Origin of the sequence: Nocardiopsis sp. B62, from assembly GCF_018070675.1 — a bacterium.
GTDB lineage: Bacteria > Actinomycetota > Actinomycetes > Streptosporangiales > Streptosporangiaceae > Nocardiopsis > Nocardiopsis prasina.
In genome coordinates this window covers 248483-270765 of the sequence record NZ_JAGPXK010000005.1, presented here as the reverse complement: position 1 = coordinate 270765, position 22283 = coordinate 248483, and the positions used below count along the sequence as shown (strand labels likewise).

The window sequence follows — 22283 nt, the reverse complement described above, 5'->3', positions numbered from 1 at the left end:
GAAGGCTCTGCGCCGAGAGCTACTTCTCGACGACCGCGAGGAGGTCGCGGGCGGAGAGAACCAGGTACTCCTGGCCGTCGTACTTGACCTCGGTGCCGCCGTACTTGCTGTAGAGGACGACGTCGCCGACGTTCACGTCGAGGGCGACACGCTTGCCGTTGTCGTCGAGGCGACCGGGACCCACGGCCAGGATCTCGCCCTCCTGGGGCTTCTCCTTGGCGGTGTCCGGGATGACCAGACCGGAGGCGGTGGTCTGCTCAGCCTCCAGGGTCCTGACCACGACGCGGTCCTCGAGCGGCTTCAGCACGGTCTTGGTGGCGGTCGACACGGTGTGACCTCCCCCTTCAAAGTCTCGGTGTATCTGGCGTCGGCCCATGCGTGAGCACGGACCAACCACGTAAAAGGGGCGACCGCGGCGGCCTGTCGTCGCGGGTGCCAGACCGGCCTCGTCGCGTTTAGCACTCTACCCCCGAGAGTGCCAGAATGGAAATGTGGCGGGGGCTCGGGCCGAAGGGCGGACCCGCCCCACCGTCGTGCCCACAGCAGGAGGTTCCATGCACGTGCCCGCGTTCTCGGCGCTGCTCACCGACGCGGGTCGGGAGGTCCTCGGCGGGGTCGACCCCGTTGCGGCGGCCAGGGACCCCCTCGCCACCGCCTCCAAACTGCGCACCGATCCCGGGGTGGCCGCGCTCGACTCCGAACTCCCGGTGTCCGAGCTGGTCAACGCTGTGATGACCCAGGTAAGCCTGCGGGAGCGGGGCAGGGCCAAATTCGGGGAGAACGCCGGGCGAATGTTCTTCACCCCGAACGGTCTGGAGCAGTCCACCCGCCGGACCGTGGCCGAGTACCGGGCCGAGCGCACCGCCCGACACCTGCCCTCCTCGATGGGCGGGGACGCGGTCGCGGGCGACCTGTGCTGCGGGATCGGCGCGGACCTGCTGGCCTTGGCCGAGCACGGCGTGCCGGTGGAGGGCGTGGACGCCGACCCCCTGACCGTGGCGGTGGCCCGCGCCAACATCGAGGCGATGGGGCTCACGGAGTACGCCCGGGTCCGGGAGGGTGACGTGAACGCGGTCGGAGTGGGCGATCACCCCCTGTTGTTCTGCGACCCGGCCCGGCGCGGCGGCAGGGGCCGGGTGTTCGACCCGTCCGCGTACTCGCCGCCGTGGGACGTGGCCACCCGGCTGGCCGAGGGCGCGGAGGCGGCCTGTCTGAAGGCCGCCCCGGGCATCCCGCACGAGGTCCTCTCCCCTGCCGCCTCGGCCGAGTGGATCTCGGTGGACGGCGAACTGAAGGAGACCGCGCTGTGGTTCGGCGGTCTGGGTTTCGGTCCCGGTGGGCCGCGACGGCGCGCGACGGTGCTGCACGAGCGCGAGGGCCTGCTGGCGAGCGAGGGCGCGGTGGCACACCTGGACGAGGAGCCGGACCTGGGGCCCGCACCGGTCGCCCCCGCGCGGCGCTACCTCTACGACCCGGACCCGGCCGTGGTCCGCTCCCACCTGGTGGCGGAGGCTGCGACCCGGGTGGACGGCGCGCTGCTGGACGAGCGGATCGCGTACTTCACCGCGGACCGGGCCGAGCGCTCACCGCTGTGGCGGGTGCTCGAGGTGCTGGAGTTCTCACCGTTCTCACTGAAACGGCTGCGCTCATCGGTGCGTGCGCACAAGGCCGGAACGGTAACGATCAAGAAACGCGGTTCGGCGGTGGACACCGAGAAACTCCGGCGCGACCTTCGCGCCTCCGGACCGGAATCCGTGACCGTGGTGCTGACGAGAATCGGCGAGAAACCGTTCTACCTGCTGTGCCGTGAAACCGGGGCGGCGTAGGGGCTGCGGAAACCACCGCCGCACGAACCTCCCGATGCGGCCCGCGCCACATTCGGCACAGGCCACGCAGACCATATCGTTATCTCCCACACCCATATCTTTCGTGGACCCCTGGGGTCGCGCGGGGCGAAGTCGTTAAACTGGCGCCGCAGATTCACTTCCCTTCTCATGGGTTCTCCCGGAAGGCCGTGCCTGTTTGATCCGCTCAGCGGTTCGGTCGGCACTCGGCCCACGCCCCCCGTGTATACACACAGTCACACTTCAATCACGTTGGGGCTCAACTGGCGCGGAGCAACGTCCGCCCGGGGACCATCGAGAACCCGTCCGTGCGACCACCGTGCGGCGAAGCGGACGGGAGCGCCAGAACCATAAGGAGCACCTCGGTGGAACAGACCAATCACAACTTCCTCAATGGGGGAGGTCAGGCCGGAGTCTCCGACCGGATGCGTGACCTGCTCTCCCAGGCCGCCCAGGAGCACGTCTCCGAGCAGAAGTCCCAGGGCGCGGTCAGCGAGGAGATGCGCCAGCGTCTCGAGGGCATGGAGTGGCTGCTCCGCGAGCTGCGCGAGCGGGAACTCATCTCGCTCGCCGAGGCGATCACCTCCGTCGACGGTCGGATCGACGACTTCCTGGCCCGTCCCCCGGAGTGGGCCGAGGCCCTCGCCGAGCACATAGAGGTGGTCGGCCGACAGGTCAAGCCGCTGTCGGAGATGTCGTCCCTGCGGGCCGACACCCAGCGCGTGGCCGGACACCTGGACACCGCCCTGACCCGGCTCCAGCGCATGGCCGAGACCGGTACCCGGACCGCCGAGCAGGTCACCGAGGTCAGCGAGCGCGTCACCGAGCTGGGCGAGACCGTCGGCACCCGTCTGGACTCCCTCGACAAGGCTCTGGCCGACCTCGGCACCCGCGCCGAGGCGATCGAGGCCTCGCTGACGGCCCTGGACACCACCCTGGGCGAGCGCCACGAGGAACTGACCGCCACCGTCCGCACCACCCTGGGCGAGGGCCGGGACGAGCTGGCCGAGGCCATCACCGAGAGCCGCGCGACCATCGAGACCGCCGTGAAGGAGAGCCGCGAGGCCCTCGAAACGGCCGGTCAGGAGAACCGCGAGGCCCTGGAGACCGCCACCACCGAGCTCGGCGAGCGCGTCACCACCGGCCTCACCTCCTCGATGGAAGAGCGCACGGCCGAACTGCGCGGCTTCGTCGAGGAGCGCACCGCCGAACAGCACGAGACGCTGCTCTCCAAGCTCCAGGAGAACACCGGCGAACTGGGCGAGCGCACCACCGCCCTCGCCGAGGAGCTGGGCGCCCTGGCCACGGCCTCCGGCGAGCGCCACGAGACCCTCACCCAGGAGCTCAAGGACAACGCCGCCGCGTCGCTCAAGCGCCACGAGGAGCTCACCGGCAAGGTCACCGAGAGCGTGGGGCACCTCAACACCCAGGCCGAGGAGAACCACGCCGAGGCCACCGCCGCCGTCGCCGACGTCACCGGTTCGCTCGCCAAGCTGCGGGAGAACCACGAGAAGTCCCTGAACGACCTGCGTTCGCACATGCGCCAGCGCCTGGCGGAGCTCGACGAGCAGATCGAACTGGGCCGCACGGAGACCCGCGAGCACGCCGAGAGCACCGCCGAAGGTCTGCGCGAGTCGCTGACCAAGCGCACCGACTCCCTCGCCGCCCGGATCGCCGAGGACGCCACCAAGGTCGCCGCGGACCTCGCCGAGCTGCGCACGTTCGTCCAGGAGGACAACGCCAAGCTGGCCTCGGAGGCCGAGGACCGGCACCAGACGCTGACCGAGGCGCTGACCGACCAGGCCGACGCCCACCGGACCGCGCTCGACGAGCGGCTGGACCGTCACCGCGAGGGGCTCAACGGCAAGGTGGACAACCACCTGTCGCAGATCACCGGCAAGGTCGACCACGAGCTGGGCCGCCTCACCGACCGCTTCGACACCTTCGAGGGCCACTTCGAGGGCAGCTTCGAGGGCGTCGAGGGCAAGATCGACCGGGTCGACGGCCGACTCGACGGCCTCAACGGCCGCCTGGACGGGATCGACGGCCGGGTCAACGGCGTCGAGGGCCAGTTCGAGGGCGTCAGCGGTCACTTCGAGGGCGTCGACGGCCGTATGGAGGCCATCGACGACCGCCTGGAGGCGCTCAACCAGCGCCTCAACCAGCTGCCGCAGACCCTTGAGGTCAGTGAGCTGCACCGCCGCCTCACCGAGCTGGTGGAGCGTCCGCTGCTGGACCACTCCGGCAGGCTCGACGAGATCGACTCGCACGTCACCACGGCGGTGGACCCGGTCATCCGTGAGCTCAAGCAGCGCCCGGACCGCCACGAGCTGGAGGAGACCGTCACCGAGGCGGTCGAGAACTCGCACGACGACATCACCAAGCGGTTCTCCTCGCTGGAAGAGACCGTGCTCGCCCTGGCCGAGGCGCTGCTGCGCCCGGGCCGCGACGGCAAGAAGAAGCGCCGCCGCGACGAGGACGACGACGAGTAACCCCACGTCAGCGTGAGGGGCCCGGGGCGGTGACCGCCCCGGGCCCCTCATCTCGTCAGGAGGCCGAGCGGAGTGCCTCGGCGGTCAGTGCTTCTTCTTCCCGCCCCACTCCGGGGCAGCCCCCTGCTCATACCGCTCCTGGAAGTGCTGGATGTAGGTCGCGGCCCGATCGCCCATCTCAGGGTCGATCTCGTTGATGAGGGCATCGACCCTGGACACGTACCCCGTGGCCGCGCTGTCCCACTCCACCGTGCTGGTGGGCAGACGCCTCTCGTCGCCGTGCCTGATCAGAAGTCCCTTGTCCTCCAGCGTCTCCTCGTCGACCATGCCCCGGTCCCACATGCTCTGGAGGACCTGGAGGTTGGCGTGGTCCCGAATGTTCGACGAGTTGTTGAGGAGGTGCTCGTCCATGTCCTTGATGTACGTGAAGCCGATGCCTTCTTCGTACTTGTCGTTGTAGTAGTCCTTGACCGGCTGTTCCATGAGGCGCAGCAGGGTCTCCACGGCGATACCGGCCGGGGTCGCCTTGGAACCCGCTGACTGCACGGTGGAGGCGATGACGATGTTGTACCCGGTCTGCACCATCTGGTTGGCCTTCTCACGGGCCGTCTCGACGTCGTCGTGCCGATCCATGTACTCGGCGATGAGCGCGTTGGACATGGCGGACCGCAGGTCCGCGGCTCCGGCACCGCCGACCTTGTCGCCGAGCGTGTCCTTGTCGAGGTAGGCGTTGAGAATCCTGCGCTCCTGGTGTTCGACCAGGCTGACGATCGGCGCGGAGTACTCCTCATTGGAGAGCAGGAGCTGGAGGAACTTCTCGTGCTCCTCCTGCGGCAGGTGAAGCGCCATCTCACCGCCCCTGTGAAAGAGGTGGAGGTCGTCCTCGTCGTCATCGCCGCCCGCAGCCGCCCGGTAGCCCCGCTCGTTCGCGTCGATGGAGATGTCGTCCAGGTAGGCGCCGTACACCGACGCCAGGCTCTTGAGCACCTCGGGGTTGATCTCGGCGACCGAGGGCTGGTAGTCCTTGCCGCCCACCGCCGTGTCCAGGAACGGGTTGTCGCCGTCCTCGTTCTCCGTGGTGGTCAGGATCTCGATCAGCGCGCTCGCCGACCTCCCGGCGCGGTCGCGGTCCTCCTGGGAGTCGGAGTCCGCGTCCGCGGAGATCCAGTCGGTGAGCCCGCGGACCGCCTCGCCCTCGTCGGGCCAGGGCACGGTGTACAGGTTCTCCAGCATCCGCTCCGGGGTGAGGTGCTCGTGGTTCGCGTGTGTCGGGTACGCCTCGCCGTCCGACCCCTCCCCAGTGAGGATGATGTGGTTGGCCTCCTTGTTGCGTGTGGCCACCTCGATGATGTCCTGGAAGGTCTCGACCTTGGGGACTCCGTCGACGGTGCTGCGCAGGAGCATGTCAGAGCCGGTACGCAACAGGTTGGTGGAGAACTCTGTGCCCCCCTGGAGATCGGAGTCGGCGTGATTCAGGAAGCCACTCAACTTGGTCCAGTCGTCCGACCACGCGGAGTAACCCATCAGGTCGATGCCGGGGTCGTCGCCGTCCCGTGAGGGCTCGATCCGGTCCGGCCCCACTGCGGTCCTGCGAACGTCCTCGGGGAGCCGTGACATGCCGCCGCCGACCTCTTCGTCGGACAGGACGAGCATGCCACCGGCCAGCTGACGCTGGATGTTCTCGCGCAGGTCGTCGTCGATGTGATCGCTGCCGGCCACCTGGTCCATGAACCACAGGAGACCGGGTTCCTGCCCCCTGCCGTCCTTGCCGAGGGTCTGGTAGACCGCCTCCAGGTAGGCGAGCTCACGGTCGCTCAGCTCTTCGCCGGACTCCCGGGCTTGTTCCGCCCGCAGGAGCATGTTCTCCAAGAGCGCGAGGGTCTTCGGGTCGGACTCCAGCATCTGGATGCTGCCGTCATAACCATGGATCACCGCGTCGAACAGGTGGACGGTGAGCACGTCGGTGTTGTAGTCCGTCTCGACGACATAGAAGTTGATGTCGCCGGTGGTCTGGTAGCCGATCTGCTCGTTGACACCGAAGTGGCCCCCTTCAGCGAGCTGGCGGATGCGCAGCGGCGTAGGGCCTTCCTTCAGCGTGTCCTCGGTCTCCTCGCAGCGTGCCTCGAACTTCGTCCACAGAGTGCGCGACTCAGCGTCGAAGGTCCTCCTTGTGGAGTCGACACGATTGAAACTGTCCTGCTCCACAGGGGGAATGGCGTTCAGGGCCATGGAGAGCCGGGACTTGATGTCCGCTATCTGCTCGTTGTACCAATTGGTGTCCGTGACCGTCTTGTCGAGGACGCCGTAACCGTGCAGGCAGGCCAGGAGCGCACTGCCCCAGGCCGACTGGTTCGTGGTCGCGAGCTGCCTCAACCCGTCGCCGATGAGATCGCTGAACTCGTCGCCCACCGGAGAGGTGATCGACTTGTACGACTCGGATCTCCCCGCGATCTTGGCGTGCAGTGACTCGAACTCGTTCCGGGCCTTTTCGATCTGCCCCGCGTCGAACTCACACTCTGTGTAGTTCAGTAGAGACACGTCTGTGACTCCCGAATCTTCCTGGACCGGACCGTCTACCGGTTCACCTGGATGTTGGGGTTGAGGTGCTGGAATCCGTCGATGGGAGCCTGTGCCCTACCACCCGTGAAGTCGTCCTCGGCCGACTGGTCCGTGCTGCTGACGCGGCTTGCACCGCTGCGGATGTTTGTCGCGAGAGTCGCGGCGTGCGCCTGGACCTGCTCCATGTGGGTGCCGTGCTGCTCGCCGAACCCGCCCCAGCCGCCGATCGTCGGGTCGTGGTTGAGCAGGCGCTTGGCCTCGTCGACGGCTTCCTGGAAGTCGCGTGGTAGTTCCCGCAGGTAGGAGGCGGCGTTCTGCGACTGCTCGCCCCCGCTGTCGGCGTCCCCGGTGTTGGCCGCCACTTCGCCCGACATGTGCTCACGCCCCTCTATCACGCGCCGGGAACCGTTCCCGGCTGACCGTGGCACTCCCCAGTCAGTCAGTAGACGCTCGGAAGGCCCCGATGGTTCAGGGCCTTCCGAGCCCGAACCGGCTAGGGAACGAGGACGATCTTGCCGAACTGCTCTCCGGCCGCCAGGGCGCGGAAGGCCTCCGGGGCGTCCTTGAGCGGCAGCACCCGGTCGATCACCGGGCGCAGCCCGGTGCGCACGCACATCTCCGTGAGGCCGACCAGCTCATCCCTGGTCCCCATGGTGGAGCCGAGCACCCGAAGCTGGAGGAAGAAGACCCGGGTGAGCTCGGCCGCGGGGGCGTCGCCGCTGGTCGCCCCGCAGGTGACGACGGCACCGCCGGGCTTGAGCGAGTGGATCGAGTGCTTCCAGGTGGCCTGGCCGACGGAGTCGAAGACCACGTCCACCTTCTCCGGAAGCCGTTCCCCGGAGGGCAGCGCCGCGTGCGCGCCGAGTTCGAGGGCACGGGCCCGCTTGTGCTCGCTCCTGCTGGTGACGTACACGCGGTGCCCGACCTGCGCGGCCATCGCGATGAGCGCGGCGGAAACCCCTCCACCGGCACCCTGCACGAGGACCGTGGAGCCGGGCCGCAGGTCGGCCTTGCCGAAGAGCATGCTGTAGGCGGTCAGCCAAGCGGTGGGCAGGCAGGCGGCCTCCTCGAAGGACAGCTCCGGGGGCTTGGGGACCAGGTTCTCCCGGGGGACGAGCACCTTCTCCGCGAGGGTGCCGTCGTGAATCTCCGAGAGCAGGGAGAAGCGCGGGGAGCGGCCCGGCCTGGGCGGTTCGGCGACCACCCCGTGCACGATGACCTCGTTGCCGTCCTCGTCGATGCCCGCGGCGTCGCCGCCGAGGACCATCGGCAGGCGGTCCTCGCGCAGCGCGACCCCGCGCAGGCTCCAGAGGTCGTGGTGGTTGAGCGCGGCCGCCCTGACCCGGACGGTGGTCCACCCCTCGCGGGGTTCGGGGTCGGGCCGCTCGCCCACCTCCAGCCCGGACAGGGGGTCGTCGAACGAGATGCGTGCTGCCGAGATCGCGAACATACCCGCACCCAACCACAGGCCCGGGTCGGTGCCCCGACCGGGTGCGGCGGACCAGAACACGCCGGGAGACGTCCGAGCCCCGCCGGACCGGTGGTTCGGCGGGGCTCGGAGGGGCTCGAAGGAACGGCTACAGGGCCATTGAGGACTCCACCGGCAGCGAGGTGTCGGTGGCCAGGTCCAGGGCCGACGGCTGCAGGCCAGCCGCCACCACCTCGGCGCCCAGGGCCGCGATCATCGCTCCGTTGTCCGTGCACAGGCGGGGGCGCGGGACGCGGAGTTCGATCCCCGCCTCCTGGCAGCGCTGTCCGGCCAGGGCGCGCAGCGCGGAGTTGGCCGCCACGCCTCCGCTGATCACCAGGGTGCTGACGCCGTGCTCCACGCAGGCGTCGACGGCCTTGCGGGTGAGCACGTCCACCACCGACTCCTGGAAGGCGGCGGCGATGTCGGCGACCACCAGCGGGTCGCCCCGGCGGTCGGCGTCCTCCACGTGGCGGGCCACGGCGGTCTTCAGCCCGGAGAAGGAGAAGTCGTACGTCCCGTCGCCCCACTTGCCGCGCGGGAAGCGCATCGCCTTCGGGTTGCCCCGCTGGGCGGCCTGGTCGATGGGCGGGCCGCCCGGGTAGGGCAGCTCCAGCAGCCGGGCGACCTTGTCGTAGGCCTCCCCGGCGGCGTCGTCGACGGTGTCGCCGAGCGAGACCACGTCGGTGGCGAGGTCGTTGACCAGGAGCAGCGACGTGTGGCCGCCGGAGACCAGGAGGGCGATCGAGGGTTTGGGCAGGGGTCCGTGGTCCAGCTGGTCCACGGCGACGTGGCCGACCAGGTGGTTGACCCCGTACAGCGGCTTGCCGAGCGCCATCGCGTAGGCCTTGGCGGCGGAGACGCCCACCAGGAGCGCACCGGCCAGGCCGGGTCCGGCGGTCACCGCGACGGCGTCCACGTCGGAGAGCTTCACCCCGGCGGAGTCCAGGGCGCGGCGCACGGTCGGGGTCATGGCCTCCAGGTGGGCGCGGCTGGCCACCTCGGGCACCACGCCGCCGAACCGCACGTGCTGGTCGACGCTGGAGGCGACCGACTCGCCCAGCAGCTCACAGCCCCGGACCAGCGCGACGCCGGTCTCGTCGCAGGACGACTCGATCCCCAGGATCAACGGCTCACTCATGGCTCCCCTTCTCCGCGACGCGGCGCATGACGATGGCGTCCGCCCCCTTGTAGTAGCCCCGGCGCACGCCGATCGCCACGAAGCCGAAACGTGTGTAGAGGTCCTGGGCGCGCGGGTTGTCCGAGCGCACCTCCAGGAACATGTGGGTGACGCCCCGGGCGGCGGCCTGGTCGAGGAGTGCGGTGAGCAGGGCCCGACCGATCCCCCTGCCCCACGCGTCCTCCGCGACGGCCATGGTCTGGACGTCCCCCTCGGGCGGGACGAACCGCAGCCCGGCGTAGCCGACGATCCCGGACTCGGCCTCGGCCACCACGTAATGGCGGGTGGACACCTCGCCCAGCTCGTCGCGGAACATGCCCTCGCTCCAGGCGTCGAGCGGGAACAGAGCGCGTTCCAGTTGCAGGACGGCCGGTACGTCGGCGGCGGTCATCGGGCGCAGTCCCACCGGCGCGGTCACCTCACCCACTGGCGGACCTTCTTCGGGGCACCGGGCTCGACCGCGTCGGGACGGCGCAGGTAGAGCGGGGTGGGCTCGGGCAGCTTCTCACCGCGGTGCAGGCGCAGCAGGGCGAGTTCGGCCATCGCGGCGGCGTCCGGGTGGAGCGGTGCCAGGGCTGCGGTGTCCTCGGGGTCGGCGCCCAGCACCTCGGCGTACATCCGGGCGCCGTCACCGACCAGCGGCAGGCCCTCGGTGTCGATCTCGGCGGGCCGGTCCACATGGACCTCCCCCACCCGCGTGAGGTGGTCGTCGTAACGCGCCCAGAACACCTCCTTGCGGCGGGCGTCCGTCATACCCAGGAACGGTCCGGTACGCCGGGTGGCGAAGGCCAGGGCGTCCAGGGTGGTCACCCCGTGGCAGGGGACGTCCAGGGCGTCGGCCAGGGCGTGGGCGGTGGCCAGACCGACCCGGAGGCCGGTGTAGGGACCGGGGCCCATGCCGACCGCGATGTGGTCGAGGTCGCCCAGTACCAGACCCGCCTCGGTGAGCAGGTTCTGGATGGTGGGCGCGAGGAGTTCGCCGTGGCGGCGGGCGTCCACCGAGCCGGCGCTGGCGCGCAGCAGGAAGGAACCGTCGGGGGTGGTCTCCCCGATGGCGGCGGTGACCGCCGGGGTGGCGGTGTCGAAGGCCAGGAGAAGCACGGGTGTTCCGCCCTATCCGTTCCCGGCGGCGGTGCCGGGGAGGTCGATGTCGGTCCACCGGGCGCCGACGGGGCGCAGGTGGACGGTGCGGGTGTCGTCAAGGTGGCGTTCGATCCGGATCTCCAGGCGGTCGTCGGCCAGTCCCTCGGCCACGCCCTCACCCCACTCGACGACGGTGACCGACTCGGGGAGGGTCATGTCCAGGTCGATGTCGTCGACCTCGTCGGGGCCGCCGAGCCGGTAGGCGTCCACGTGCACGAGGGCGGGACCGCCGACCAGGGACGGGTGGATTCTGGAGATGACGAAGGTGGGCGAGGTGACCGACCCTCGCACGCCCAGGCCCTGTCCGAGCCCCTGCGTGAGGGTGGTCTTGCCCGCTCCCAGCGGCCCGGAGAGGATCAGCAGGTCCCCGGGGCGGGAGAGGGCGGCGAGGTCACGGCCCAGAACGCGCATCTCCTCGTCCGTCGCGGCGGTGACCGCGTGGACGTGGGACGCGGTGGTGGCTGTGGTGTCTGTCATCGCTCTCACAGGTAGGTCCGTGTGGTGGTCAGCGTCGGAGCGCGCCGAAGGTCCCTCTTCACCCAGGTTAGGCCGGGTGGGGAAGGTTCGTGACCGATATCGGGGAGTGCGTCAGGCCCCGCCCGCGTACTCGCGGGGCACCCTGGCGCCGATCCGCGTGATGATCTCGTACGGGATGGTGTCCAGGACGTCGGCCCAGTCCTGCGCGGTGGGCACGGCCGGGTCCGCGCTCGGGTCGCCGAACAGTACCGCGAGGTCGCCCGCCTCCACCGGGTCGTCCCCGACATCCACAACGAACTGGTCCATGCAGACTGTTCCCGCGATGGTGCGGCGGGCGCCGCCGACGAGGAGGGGGCCCCGGTTGGTGGCCGCGCGGGGCACGCCGTCCGCGTAGCCGAGCGGCACCAGGGCCAGGGTGGTCTCGTCCTTGGTGACGTAACGGTGTCCGTAGGAGACCCCACTGCCTTCGGGGACGCGCTTGGTGAGCGCGACGCTCGACTCGAAGGTCATCGCGGGACGCAATCCGGGCACACCAAAACCCGGAATCGGACTGAGACCATAACTTGCGATTCCGGCCCGCACGAGATCGAACCTGGCCTCGGGCAGAGTGAGCAGCGCGGCCGAGTTGGAGATGTGCCGGACCTCCGGGGTCAGCCCCGCCTTGTCCGCCACCATGAGGGCCTCGTGGAAGACGTCCAACTGTGCCTGGATCGACGGGTGGCCGGGCTCGTCCGCGCAGGCGAAGTGCGACCACACACCGGTGACCCGGACGGCGCCCTCCTCCTCCGCGCGCGCGGCCGCCTCGACCACGGACGCCCACTCGCGCCGGGTCACGCCGCCCCGGTTCAGGCCGGTGTCCGCCTTGAGCTGGACCCGCGCGACCCGGCCCAGGCGGCGGGCCTCGGAGACCACGGTGTCCAGGACGGCGCGGTCGCTGATCCCGAGGTCGATGTCGGCCTCGATCGCCTCACCCACGGGCTCTCCTGGCGGGATGATCCAGGACATCACGGGCAGGGTGATGCCCGCCTCGCGCAGCTCCAGGCCCTCCTTGATGAGCGCGGTCCCCAACCAGGAGGCACCGCCCGCGATCAGCGCACGCGCGGCGGGCAGGATCCCGTGGCCGTAGCCGTCGGCCTTGACCACCCCCATGAGGGGCGTCCCCCCGGCCAGTTCGCTGAGCAGCCGGGCGTTGGAGGCGATCGCGTCGAGATCGACGCGAGCGTGCGCGAAAGGAGCCATGACCACAGTGTTCCACGCGTGGGTTACCGCTGCGGAGCTGCGGGTATGTGGCCTACGACCGAGTTCGAGCCCTATTTTGGGGATATCGGTATGAACGAAATGGGAAGTGAACGAGCCGTCAACGTGACCCGGCTCTGGTCCGGCGGACTGGCCACCGCGGTGGTCGCCGCACTGGTCATCTTCGCGGGGACCCTGGTGGTTCGCGGGATCTTCGGCATTCCGGTGCTCGCACCGGAGGAGGCCGGACACCTCGGGGATGCCGGAACGGTCGGTTACGCGCTCCTGGCGGGGGTGGTCGCCCTGCTGGCGACCGCGCTGCTGCACCTGTTGCTGCTGTCCGCACCCCGGGCGCTCTCGTTCTTCGGCTGGATCGTCGGTCTGGCCACGGCCATCGCGGCCGTCACGCCCTTCACGCAGGGCGCCGAGATCTCCAGCCAGATCGCCACGGGCCTGATCAACCTGGTCTGCGGTATCGCCATCGCCTCGCTGCTGCGCGGCGTGGGGCGGACCGCGGTCGTCAGCCGGGTTCCCCGGCAGGCCAGGAGTGACGAGGGCCCGGCCCTGAGGCACGAGGGCGTCCTGCCCGACGTCGGACAGCGGGAGTACGACCCCACGCGCTACCGCGCGATGGAGGAGGACGCCGACTACGACGCCGCTCGCGGCCGCGCGGAGGCCCAGCGGGCGGAGGAGGACCGTGCCCGTCACGGCACGCGCGACGACTGACGGAGAACGCGACACCACCGGGGGCGGGGACCCGAGAGGGCCCCGCCCCCTTCGCGTGCCAGGATTCGCAGTGCGCGGCCTCGTCGAACGCCGTTCGTCGATGACTCGCGGATTCGGAAGGGGCTCATCCTCGTTCCCCACCCCCGATGATTCGCTCTGGTCGGTCGGAGGAGGTCGACTCCGCCGACGGGGAGCCGAAGCGGGAGCCGCCCGCGGTGGGCGGGGGCACGCGGGAACGCGGGCGCGGTTCCCAGTAGCGTGGGAACGACGCGAAACCCCCCGTTCCGCTCAGTTTCCCGGAGGACTCCCCCTTGAGCCGTGACGTGATCGCCCTACTCGCGGAGAGCCCCAGCCGCCGCTCGCTCCTGGACGCGATGGTGGCGGCCGATCCCGACCTGAGAATCCGTCTGGTCGCGGAGGGGACCGTCGTGGAGCTACGCGACGACTCCGGCCAGCTCGTCCTGGCCGTGCAGTCCGCGCAGCGCATGGCGGTGGCAACCGAGGCCGACCGCCTGTTGGAGGACGGGGTCAGCGAGGAGCTGCCCGCCCAGCCGCTGTGGGTGGAGGCCCGGGGCGCCGACCTGGTCACCCCGGACACGGCGGAGCTGGCCCGGCGGTTCGTCGGACACCTGGTCGACCAGCACGGCGGGGTCGTCTGGGAGCCCCCGTCACGGTTGGAGCGGGACGACTCCCTTGTCGGCGCCACCGATCACCCGGCGGTGAGCGCCCTGACCGCGAAGAACGCCGTGTTGGTGCAGGACCGGCCGGTGGTGTCGCTGTCCAGCTGGACCGTGGACGCCCTGGCCCGGTACGGGCGCGAGGGGCTCGGTATCCAGCTGGTCACCCCCTCCACGAGCGTGCTCACCCACGCGCTGCGCTCGCTCCTGGGCAACCCGAACGCCACGTGGGCGGTGCGCACCGCCGACGGGCACCACTACGACGGGTTCAACGGCTTACCCCTGACCTGGCAGGACGGGGTGGGCTACGTCCCGGACCCGAACGCGGTGACCGAGGACGGCCCGCACCCGGACTTCCGTGCCCGGGAGGAGCACGTGACCGGCACGCAGCTGCACGTGGACCTCCAGATGGACCACCCGGCCAGCGACGGCCTGGAGCTGGGCGGGGTCGTGGAGCTGCTGGCCGAGCGTCTGGGCGGCGCCCGGCCCTCGGTGTGGGGCGTCTCCGAGCCGCTGACCCGCGAGTGGGACGCGGCGGCCGTCACCGCCATGGCGCGCAACAGGGCCCCCAGCGAGACCACCCTGGTGTTCGGGGGCCAGCCGGGCGACTCCGACGATGAGGGCGTCCGGCCGTTCGCCGGGCAGCTACGGGTGGCGCGCACGGAGTCGGGGGTGCGCGAGTACGTCCGCTTCACCGTCGGCTACCAGGAGGGTGAGGAGCCGGATCTGGACGCCCTTCGACCGCTCGTGCGCGCCCTGTCCGATCGCGACGGGCTGCGCTCCATGACCGTGCGGCGGGCGCACGGCCGCGCCGACCTGCTCCAGCCCCCGCGTTGGGCCGGAGTCCCCGTTCCGGTGGGCCTGGCCGTGGGCGCGGAGGGGATCACCGCCGTGGGCAGGGAGAACGCCCTGGCCGGACCGGTGAAGGGTAGGTCTTTCGGCCCGCCCATGACCCCGGTGATCTGGTACCGGATCGGCGACGGAGTGGAGCCGGACAGCTGGGAGAGGTTCCAGGCCCTGATGCGGCACCTGCGCCCCGTCAGCCGGGACCGCCGCAGCTGAGTACCCCCGTCAGGCGCCCATGACGAGGGACTCCGCGTGTTCGGGGCTCAGGCAGTGCTCGATGACCATGACCGCCGCGCCGATCACGCCCGCGCTCTCCCCGGCCTTCGACGAGGCGATGCTGAGGTTCTCCGTGGCCAGCGGCAGCGAGCGCTGGTAGATGACCTCGCGCACCCCCGCGAGCAGGTGGTCCCCGGCCGTGGCGAGCGCGCCACCGATGACGATCACCGACGGGTTGAACATGTTGACCGAGGCGGCCAGGACCTCGCCGACGTCGCGACCGGCCTGGCGCAGGGCGCGCAGCGCCGGGACGGACCCGTTGCGGGACAGCTCCACCACGTCGCGGGCTCCCGAGGCGGGGACCCCCTCCGCGGTGAGGGTCTCGGCGATCGCGTGTCCGCTGGCCACCGCCTCCAGGCAGCCGGTGTTGCCGCAGCGACACGGCCGGTCGGCGCCGTTGGGCACGTGGATGTGCCCCATGTCCCCGGCGGCTCCCTGGGCGCCCCGGTAGACGCTGCCCTCGCTGACGATCCCGCAGCCGATGCCCGTGGCCACCTTCACGAACAGCAGGTGGCTGGCGCCGGGCCAGGCGACGTGGTGTTCGCCGATGGCCATGATGTTGACGTCGTTGTCCACCAGCACGGGCCGGTCGATGCGGCCGCGCACGTGGCCGGACACGTCGAAGCCGTCCCAGCCGGGCATGATGGGCGGGTTGACCGCGCGTCCCGTGGAGTGCTGCACGGGGCCGGGCAGACCCACGCCGACGCCGAGCAGGTCCTCGGTCGCGCGTCCGGCTGACTCCAGCAGGGACAGGCCGTGGTCCAGCACCCAGTCCAGGACGGGTTCGGGGCCCAGCGCGATGTCGATGTCGGCGCGGTCCTCCGCGAGCACGGTCCCCGACATGTCGGTGAGGGCGAGCCGGGCGTGGGTGGCGCCCAGGTCCGCGGCGAGCACGACGCGCGCGTCGGGGCGGAACGAGAAGGTCGTCGGCGGCCGTCCTCCGGTGGAGACGGCCTCCCCCGCCGGGCCGATGAGTCCGCTGGCCAGGAGCGCGTCCACGCGCTGGGTGACCGTGGAACGGGCCAGGCCGGTGACGGCGGCCAGTTCGGAGCGAGTGCGTGGGCGACCGTCGCGCAGCAGCCGGAGCAGGGTCCCGGCACCGGGCGCGGCTGTGGCGGCCGGGGCTCGCAGAGGTGTCGCCCCCGGTCCCCCCGGGGCTGTCAGCGCGTCTTCCGTCATGGGACCAGTGAAGCACAGGATCTATTGAGTGGCCGTCATCCATCTATTTTGTCCACAACCGGCAACTTATGCTTGACCTTCGACATAAGTCAGACGTAACGTCTCGGACATGTCAGTGAAAAAAGTCACAGGTCTGGGTGATTCGCCAACGCCCGGACTGACAGCCCCCTCGGCCTATCGAGCAGCGGTGATCGGCACCGGCTTCATGGGACGCGTCCACACCCACGCCGTCCGCGCCTCAGGCGGCGAGGTCGTCGGGGTGGCCGGATCCTCCCCCGGCAAAGCCGAGGACTTCCGCGCCGCGCACGGCCTCCCCCGAGCCCACGCCGACGCCCTCGAACTCATCCACCGATCCGACGTCGACGTGGTGCACGTGTGCACCCCCAACCACCTGCACGCCCCCCTCAGCCGGGCGGCCCTCGCAGCCGGAAAACACGTGGTCTGCGAGAAGCCCCTGGCCACCGATGCCGAGACGGCCCGCAGCCTCACGCAGGCCGCGCACGAGGCCGACCGCGTGGCCGTCGTCCCCTTCGTCTACCGCTTCCACCCCATGGCCCGCGAGGCCCGCGCCCAGGTGGCCGCGGGCGCCGTCGGCAGGGTCGGACTCGCCCACGGCGGCTACCTCCAGGACTGGCTCCTCTACCCCCAGGAGGACAACTGGCGGGTGGACCCGGAGATCGGCGGCCCCTCCCGGGCCTTCGGCGACATCGGCTCCCACTGGTGCGACATGCTGGAGTTCGTCACCGGCGACCGCATCACCGCCGTCAGCGCCCAGACCTCCCGGTTCAACGAGCACCGGGGCGAGGGAGGAGGCCGCGCGGTCACCACGGAGGACCTGGTGACCTTCCAGTTCTCCACAGCGGGCGGAGCCGTCGGCAGCGCCGTGATCAGCCAGGTCTCCCCCGGCCGCAAGAACCAGCTCGTGCTCGAGGTCTCCGGCACCGAGGGGTCGCTCCGCTTCGACCAGGAACGGCCCGAGACCCTCTGGGCGGGCGGGCGCGACCGCACCGCGATCATCTCCCGTGACGACCCCGATCTCAGCCCGGACGCCGCCCGACTGGTCACCCTTCCAGTGGGCCACCCCCAGGGCTACCAGGACTGCTTCAACGCCCTGGTCAAGGACACCGGCGCCGCCGTGGCGGGCGGGGAACCCGAGGGTCTTCCCGTCTTCGCGGACGGTCTTCGGGCCGCCGTGCTCGCCGAGGCGGTGTTGGAGTCGGCCCGGGAACGCCGCTGGGTCGACGTGCCCCCGGTCGAGTCCCGGACGGGGCACTGATGGCCGCCTCAAGGGTCGGCCTCGTCCAGGTTTGTACGAATAGCCGATACGCCCTCGGTGCCGTTCACCTGGAACTGTTACGGAGCGTGAACCCAGGGGCCTCAACAGGTCACTCAGAGCCCCTGTTCATCGTGACCGCCACGACGGACAATGCAGACATCGCCACGGTCGCGTCCGTGCGGCGCCCCCCGCCGCGCACGCGAACGCGGCGAGCCGTCCGTCCTGCCCACGCTCGTCCCTGCCCCCGACGAAAGGAACCTCCGTGACCTGATCACACCGATGAGGCGGCCACCCCCCGCTTCCGAACGCGATAGCAGGTACTCCCCGACGGTTCGCACCCGCCGCACGGCCCCCCGCCGTGCACGCGAACGCGGCCACCGTCCCTGCCGTCGGCGCCGGCACGCCGCACGGACTCATCGACCCCCCACCCCCAGGTGAGGTTTCCCGTGATCAGAAGATCCCTACGAACGCTGGGCGCCCTTACGGCGAGCGTCGCGTTGGCCCTCGGGCTGACGTCGGTCCCGGCCCAAGCCGACGCGGACGAACAGGACCCGTTCACCGCGCTCATCTTCTCCAAGACCACCGGCTTCCGGCACGATTCCATCCCCTACGGCGTCGCCCTCTACGAGGCGCTCGCCGAGGAGCACGGCTTCGAGACCGAGCACTCCGAGGACTCCGACATCTTCAACCCGGAGGACCTGGCCCGCTTCGACGCGGTCATCTGGCTCTCCACCACCGGCGACGTCCTGGACGAGACCCAGCAGGCCGCGTTCGAGGAGTACGTGCAGGGCGGCGGCGGCTACGTCGGCGTCCACTCCGCCTCCGACACCCACTACGACTGGGAGTGGTACGGCGACCTGGTCGGGGCGTACTTCGCCAGCCACCCGCCCGGCACCCAGGACGCCGAGGTGATGGTCAACGACCGCACCCACCCCTCCACCTCCATGCTCCCGGCCAGCTGGGACCGGCACGACGAGTGGTACGACTACGACGTCAGCCCGCGCGGTGACGTCCACGTCCTGGCGGGCCTGAACGAGGCCTCCTACGAGGACGTCGTCGACCCGGCCGGGCAGATGGGCTTCGACCACCCGATCGCCTGGTGTCAGGTGTACGACGGCGGCAGGTCCTGGTACACCGGCGGCGGCCACACCGTCGAGTCGTACTCGGAGCCGGAGTTCACCGCCCACCTCCTCGGAGGCCTCGAGTGGGCCGCCGGACAGGTCGAGGGCGACTGCGGTGCCACCCAGTGGGACAACTTCGAGAAGGTCACGCTCGCCCAGGGCGAGGAGAACGTCGGCGAGCCCATGGGGATGGCGGTGCTCCCGGACGGCCGGATCATGCACACCTCCCGCAACGGCCAGGTGTCCATGTGGTCCCCCGAGACCTACAGCACCAACGCGCTCGCGGACGTGCCCGTCTACGACCACGACGAGGACGGGCTCCAGGGCATCGCGCTCGACCCGGACTTCGAGGAGAACGGGTGGGTGTACCTGTACTACGCGCCCGTGATCGACGGCGTCCCCTCGGGTGCGGCACCGGAGAACGGCTCACCGGAGGACTTCGAGCCCTTCGAGGCGCACAACAACCTCTCCCGCTTCCAGTTCGTGGACGGTGACGAACCGTCCCTGGACCTGGAGAGCGAGCAGGTGATCCTGGAGGTCGAGGCCACCCGCGGCATGTGCTGCCACGTCGGCGGCGACATCGACTTCGACCCGGACGGCAACCTCCTGCTCTCCACCGGCGACGACACCAGCGCCTTCGGTTCGGACGGGTTCAGCCCGCACGACGAGCGGGAGAGCCGCAACCCGGCCTTCGACGCCCAGCGCGGCTCGGCCAACACCAACGACCTGCGCGGCAAGCTGATCCGCATCGCGGTCGACGAGGACGGCGGCTACGAGATCCCCGAGGGGAACCTGTTCCCGCCGGAGACCTCCGACGCCGACCTGACCCGTCCCGAGATCCTCGCCATGGGTCTGCGCAACCCGTTCCGGTTCTCCGTGGACCAGAACGACGGCAGCGTCTACCTGGCCGACTACGGACCGGACTCCCCCGTGGCCGACCCCGAGCGCGGCCCGGAGAACACGGTCACCTGGCACCACATCACGGAGCCGGTCAACATCGGCTGGCCGTACTGCATCGGGAACAACTCCGCCTACAACAAGTACGACTTCGGATCCGGCACCTCCGGGGAGCCGTTCGACTGCGACGCCCCGGTCAACGAGTCGCCGCGCAACACCGGCCTCACGGAGCTGCCCCCGGTCACTCCGGCGGCGATCTGGTACGGCTACGACGAGTCCGAGGAGTTCCCGCACCTGGGCACCGGCGGCGGCGCCCCGATGGGCGGACCGGCGTACAGCTTCGACCCGGAGCTGGAGTCGGACAACAAGTGGCCCGAGTACTACGACGGCGTCCCGCTGCTGTACGAGTGGAGCCGCCAGTGGATCAAGCAGGTGCACCTGGACGACGAGGGCGGTGTCCTCGACATCACCGAGACCGTCCCGGACATCGACCTGGCCAACCCCATGGACATGGAGTTCGGCCCGGACGGCGCCCTGTACGTGCTGGAGTACGGTTCCGGCTGGTTCGGCGGGGCCGAGGACTCGGCGATCTCCCGCATCGACTACTCCGGGTCGGGCAACAGCCCGGTGGCCCGGATCAGCAGCAGCACCACCTCCGGCCCCGCGCCGCTGACCGTGGAGTTCTCCGGTGAGAACTCCTTCCACCCCGGAGGCCTGGCCTTCGACTACGCGTGGAACTTCGGGGACGGCACGACCTCGACCGACCCCGCGCCCACGCACACCTTCGAGGAGACCGGCCGGTACAACGTCAGCCTCACCCTGACCGACACCGAGGAGCGCACGGGCACGGCCACGGTGACGATCACCGCGGGCAACACCGCGCCCAAGGTCGCCTTCGACACGCCCCGGGACGGCCAGTTCTTCGACTGGGGCGACGAGATCCCGTTCGACGTGACCGTGGAGGACGCCGAGGACGGGTCGATCGGCGACGGGATCGACTGCGGCGAGGTGGACGTCACCTCTTCGTTGGGCCACGACACCCATGCCCACCCCTGGACCCAGTACGAGGGCTGTGAGGGTGTGAGCGTCACCGGGACCGACGGCGGTCACGGCCACGACATGAACATCTTCTGGGTCCTCCAGGCCGAGTACACCGACCGTGGCGGGGACGGCGTCCCGTCCCTGACCGGCAGCGACGGGATCAAGCTCAACCCGTCGCGGATGCAGGCGCAGTACTTCACCGGCAGCGAGGGAGTGGTCACCGACGCCACGGAGGACCCCAACGGGGGCCTGCGCAACCTCGGCGGCATCCACCACGGCAGCTGGGTCGCCTACGACCCGGTGAACCTCCACGGGGTCGAGCAGATCGGCTTCCGTGTGGCCTCGGAAGGGGCGGGCGGCACCATCGAGGCCCGCGCCGACTCCCCCGACGGCGAACTGGTCGGCTCGGTCGACGTCGAGCCCACCGGCGGCTGGCAGGAGTGGACCGACGTCACGATGGAGGACGTCACCGACCCCGGCGGCACGATCGACCTCCACCTGGTCTTCGTCAACGACGGAGCCGGGGACGAGGCGCTGTTCAACGTCAACTACTTCGATGTGAACGCGGACCACGACGGCGGCCACGGGGACGGGCCGGAGACCGAGCTGACCAGCCCGGACGACGGCGCGACCTTCGGGTCGGGCGAGGACGTCCCGCTCGCGGCCGACGTCACCGACCACGGTGACGCCGGGATCGAGGAAGTGGAGTTCCTCGTGGACGGGCAGGCGGTCGCCACGGTGACCGAGGGCCCCTACGAGGCCACCTGGTCCGACGTCCCCGACGGCGAGTACGCGGTCAGCGCGGTGGCCACGGACGGCGAGGGCCGCACCGGCGCCTCCGCCACCCACACCATCACGGTCGGCGACGAGCCCTCCCCCGTGGAGTGCGCGCCGCCCAACCTCGACGACGGCTACCGCGCCCTGTGGGACGGGGAGTCCCTGGACGGCTGGAACATGGCCGGTCCGGGCGGCTTCGAGATCGTCGACGACGGTGACGGGTGCGTCCTCCAGACCGAGGGTGGGATGGGCCTGCTCTGGCACGAGAACGAGCTCGGCTCCTACCGGCTGAAGCTGGACTACCTCACCCACGAGGAGTCCGACAACTCCGGTGTCTTCGTCGGCTTCCCGGACCCGGGCGACGACCCGTGGGTCGCGGTCAACGAGGGCTACGAGATCCAGATCGACCCGTACGGCGCCCCCGAGGGCGACCCCCTCACCCAGACCGGGGCCATCTACACCTTCCAGGCGGCCACCTCCCACCCGGAGGTCGTGGGCGAGTGGAACACGATGGAGATCGAGGTCGACGACCCGATGATCCGCGTGTGGATCAACGGCGAGCTGGTGAACGAGTTCGAGAGCACCGACCCCGCCCGCGACCTCTCGGCCGGGCACGTCGGGATCCAGAACCACGGCGCGAACGACCTCGTGTGGTTCCGCGACGTGCAGGTCACCGACCTGGAGGACAAGACGGAGACGTTCACGTTCGCCGAGGTCCACGAACGGGTCGGGGAACTGGCCGAGGCGGGCGCTCTGACCGCCTCCGAGGCCACCCGGCTCACCCGCCAGCTGGAGCTGGCCGAGCACAACGTGAGCGTGGGCCGGCCCGCGCAGGCCGGACGCTCACTCGACCGGTTCCGGACGACCGCCGAGACCGTGGCCGACCCCGAGACCCGAGAGGAGCTGGGACGCCTGGCCGACGGCCTCGAACACCTGACCGCAGTACCCGAGTAGTCCCAGATCAGCAGTAACCCGACGAACCGTGGCGGGGCCGTCCCCCGGCCCCGCCACACCCCCGCGGCGTCGTTCGCACGGCACGCGCCGCCCGTCACCCGGCCAGTGTCAACC

At 70.5% G+C, this 22283-nt stretch carries 16 protein-coding genes; 6 read left to right on the top strand and 10 right to left on the bottom strand.

Annotated elements, in window-relative coordinates:
- Positions 1-19: 19 nt before the first annotated feature.
- Positions 20-328, bottom strand: coding sequence for a co-chaperone GroES (groES, locus tag KBX21_RS08630; protein ID WP_017543880.1), 309 nt, complete (start codon positions 326-328; stop codon positions 20-22).
- Positions 329-554: 226 nt separating this feature from the next.
- Between groES and KBX21_RS08625 the strand changes: the two genes are divergently transcribed.
- Both KBX21_RS08625 and KBX21_RS08620 read left to right on the top strand, forming a co-directional pair.
- The gene (locus tag KBX21_RS08625; RefSeq protein WP_210841573.1) at positions 555-1826 is read left to right on the top strand and encodes a class I SAM-dependent methyltransferase; all 1272 of its coding nucleotides are present in this window, start codon (positions 555-557) and stop codon (positions 1824-1826) included.
- A gap of 383 nt (positions 1827-2209) precedes the next feature.
- A complete protein-coding gene (locus KBX21_RS08620; protein WP_210841572.1) occupies positions 2210-4336 on the top strand; it encodes a hypothetical protein in 2127 nt (708 codons plus the stop codon).
- A gap of 84 nt (positions 4337-4420) precedes the next feature.
- Here KBX21_RS08620 and KBX21_RS08615 read toward each other — a convergent pair whose 3' ends face one another.
- The 8 genes from KBX21_RS08615 to alr form a co-directional block, all read right to left on the bottom strand.
- Positions 4421-6874, bottom strand: coding sequence for a hypothetical protein (locus KBX21_RS08615; RefSeq protein ID WP_210841571.1), 2454 nt, complete (start codon positions 6872-6874; stop codon positions 4421-4423).
- Between the two features lie 35 nt (positions 6875-6909).
- Entirely contained in the window at positions 6910-7269 is a 360-nt protein-coding gene (locus KBX21_RS08610) for a hypothetical protein (protein ID WP_210841570.1), read from the bottom strand.
- Between the two features lie 119 nt (positions 7270-7388).
- Positions 7389-8345, bottom strand: coding sequence for a zinc-binding dehydrogenase (locus KBX21_RS08605; protein WP_210841569.1), 957 nt, complete (start codon positions 8343-8345; stop codon positions 7389-7391).
- Positions 8346-8472: 127 nt separating this feature from the next.
- Positions 8473-9504: a tRNA (adenosine(37)-N6)-threonylcarbamoyltransferase complex transferase subunit TsaD gene (gene tsaD, locus KBX21_RS08600; protein ID WP_210841568.1), complete on the bottom strand. Its 1032-nt coding sequence runs from the start codon at positions 9502-9504 to the stop codon at positions 8473-8475.
- Positions 9497-9934, bottom strand: a complete 438-nt coding sequence (gene rimI, locus KBX21_RS08595; protein ID WP_210841597.1) for a ribosomal protein S18-alanine N-acetyltransferase — start codon at positions 9932-9934, stop codon at positions 9497-9499. The genes tsaD and rimI overlap by 8 nt, the downstream gene beginning before the upstream one ends.
- Before the next feature lie 23 nt (positions 9935-9957).
- The gene (gene tsaB, locus KBX21_RS08590; RefSeq protein ID WP_210841567.1) at positions 9958-10644 is read right to left on the bottom strand and encodes a tRNA (adenosine(37)-N6)-threonylcarbamoyltransferase complex dimerization subunit type 1 TsaB; all 687 of its coding nucleotides are present in this window, start codon (positions 10642-10644) and stop codon (positions 9958-9960) included.
- A gap of 12 nt (positions 10645-10656) precedes the next feature.
- Positions 10657-11163, bottom strand: a complete 507-nt coding sequence (tsaE, locus tag KBX21_RS08585; RefSeq protein WP_049569765.1) for a tRNA (adenosine(37)-N6)-threonylcarbamoyltransferase complex ATPase subunit type 1 TsaE — start codon at positions 11161-11163, stop codon at positions 10657-10659.
- Positions 11164-11274: 111 nt separating this feature from the next.
- On the bottom strand, positions 11275-12402 hold the full coding sequence (alr, locus tag KBX21_RS08580) for an alanine racemase (protein ID WP_210841566.1): 1128 nt from the start codon (positions 12400-12402) through the stop codon (positions 11275-11277).
- A gap of 90 nt (positions 12403-12492) precedes the next feature.
- On the opposite strand from alr, the gene KBX21_RS08575 reads away from it, so the two are divergent.
- Together KBX21_RS08575 and KBX21_RS08570 are read left to right on the top strand one after the other, a co-directional pair.
- Positions 12493-13125: a DUF6069 family protein gene (locus KBX21_RS08575; RefSeq protein WP_049569760.1), complete on the top strand. Its 633-nt coding sequence runs from the start codon at positions 12493-12495 to the stop codon at positions 13123-13125.
- Between the two features lie 311 nt (positions 13126-13436).
- A complete protein-coding gene (locus tag KBX21_RS08570; protein ID WP_210841565.1) occupies positions 13437-14864 on the top strand; it encodes a DUF6177 family protein in 1428 nt (475 codons plus the stop codon).
- 9 nt (positions 14865-14873) lie between these two features.
- Here KBX21_RS08570 and KBX21_RS08565 read toward each other — a convergent pair whose 3' ends face one another.
- The gene (locus KBX21_RS08565) at positions 14874-16103 is read right to left on the bottom strand and encodes an ROK family transcriptional regulator (RefSeq protein ID WP_210841564.1); all 1230 of its coding nucleotides are present in this window, start codon (positions 16101-16103) and stop codon (positions 14874-14876) included.
- Positions 16104-16218: 115 nt separating this feature from the next.
- Between KBX21_RS08565 and KBX21_RS08560 the strand changes: the two genes are divergently transcribed.
- A complete protein-coding gene (locus KBX21_RS08560) occupies positions 16219-17379 on the top strand; it encodes a Gfo/Idh/MocA family protein (protein WP_210841596.1) in 1161 nt (386 codons plus the stop codon).
- 446 nt (positions 17380-17825) lie between these two features.
- Entirely contained in the window at positions 17826-22169 is a 4344-nt protein-coding gene (locus KBX21_RS08555) for a ThuA domain-containing protein (RefSeq protein WP_210841563.1), read from the top strand.
- Positions 22170-22283 lie beyond the last annotated feature (114 nt).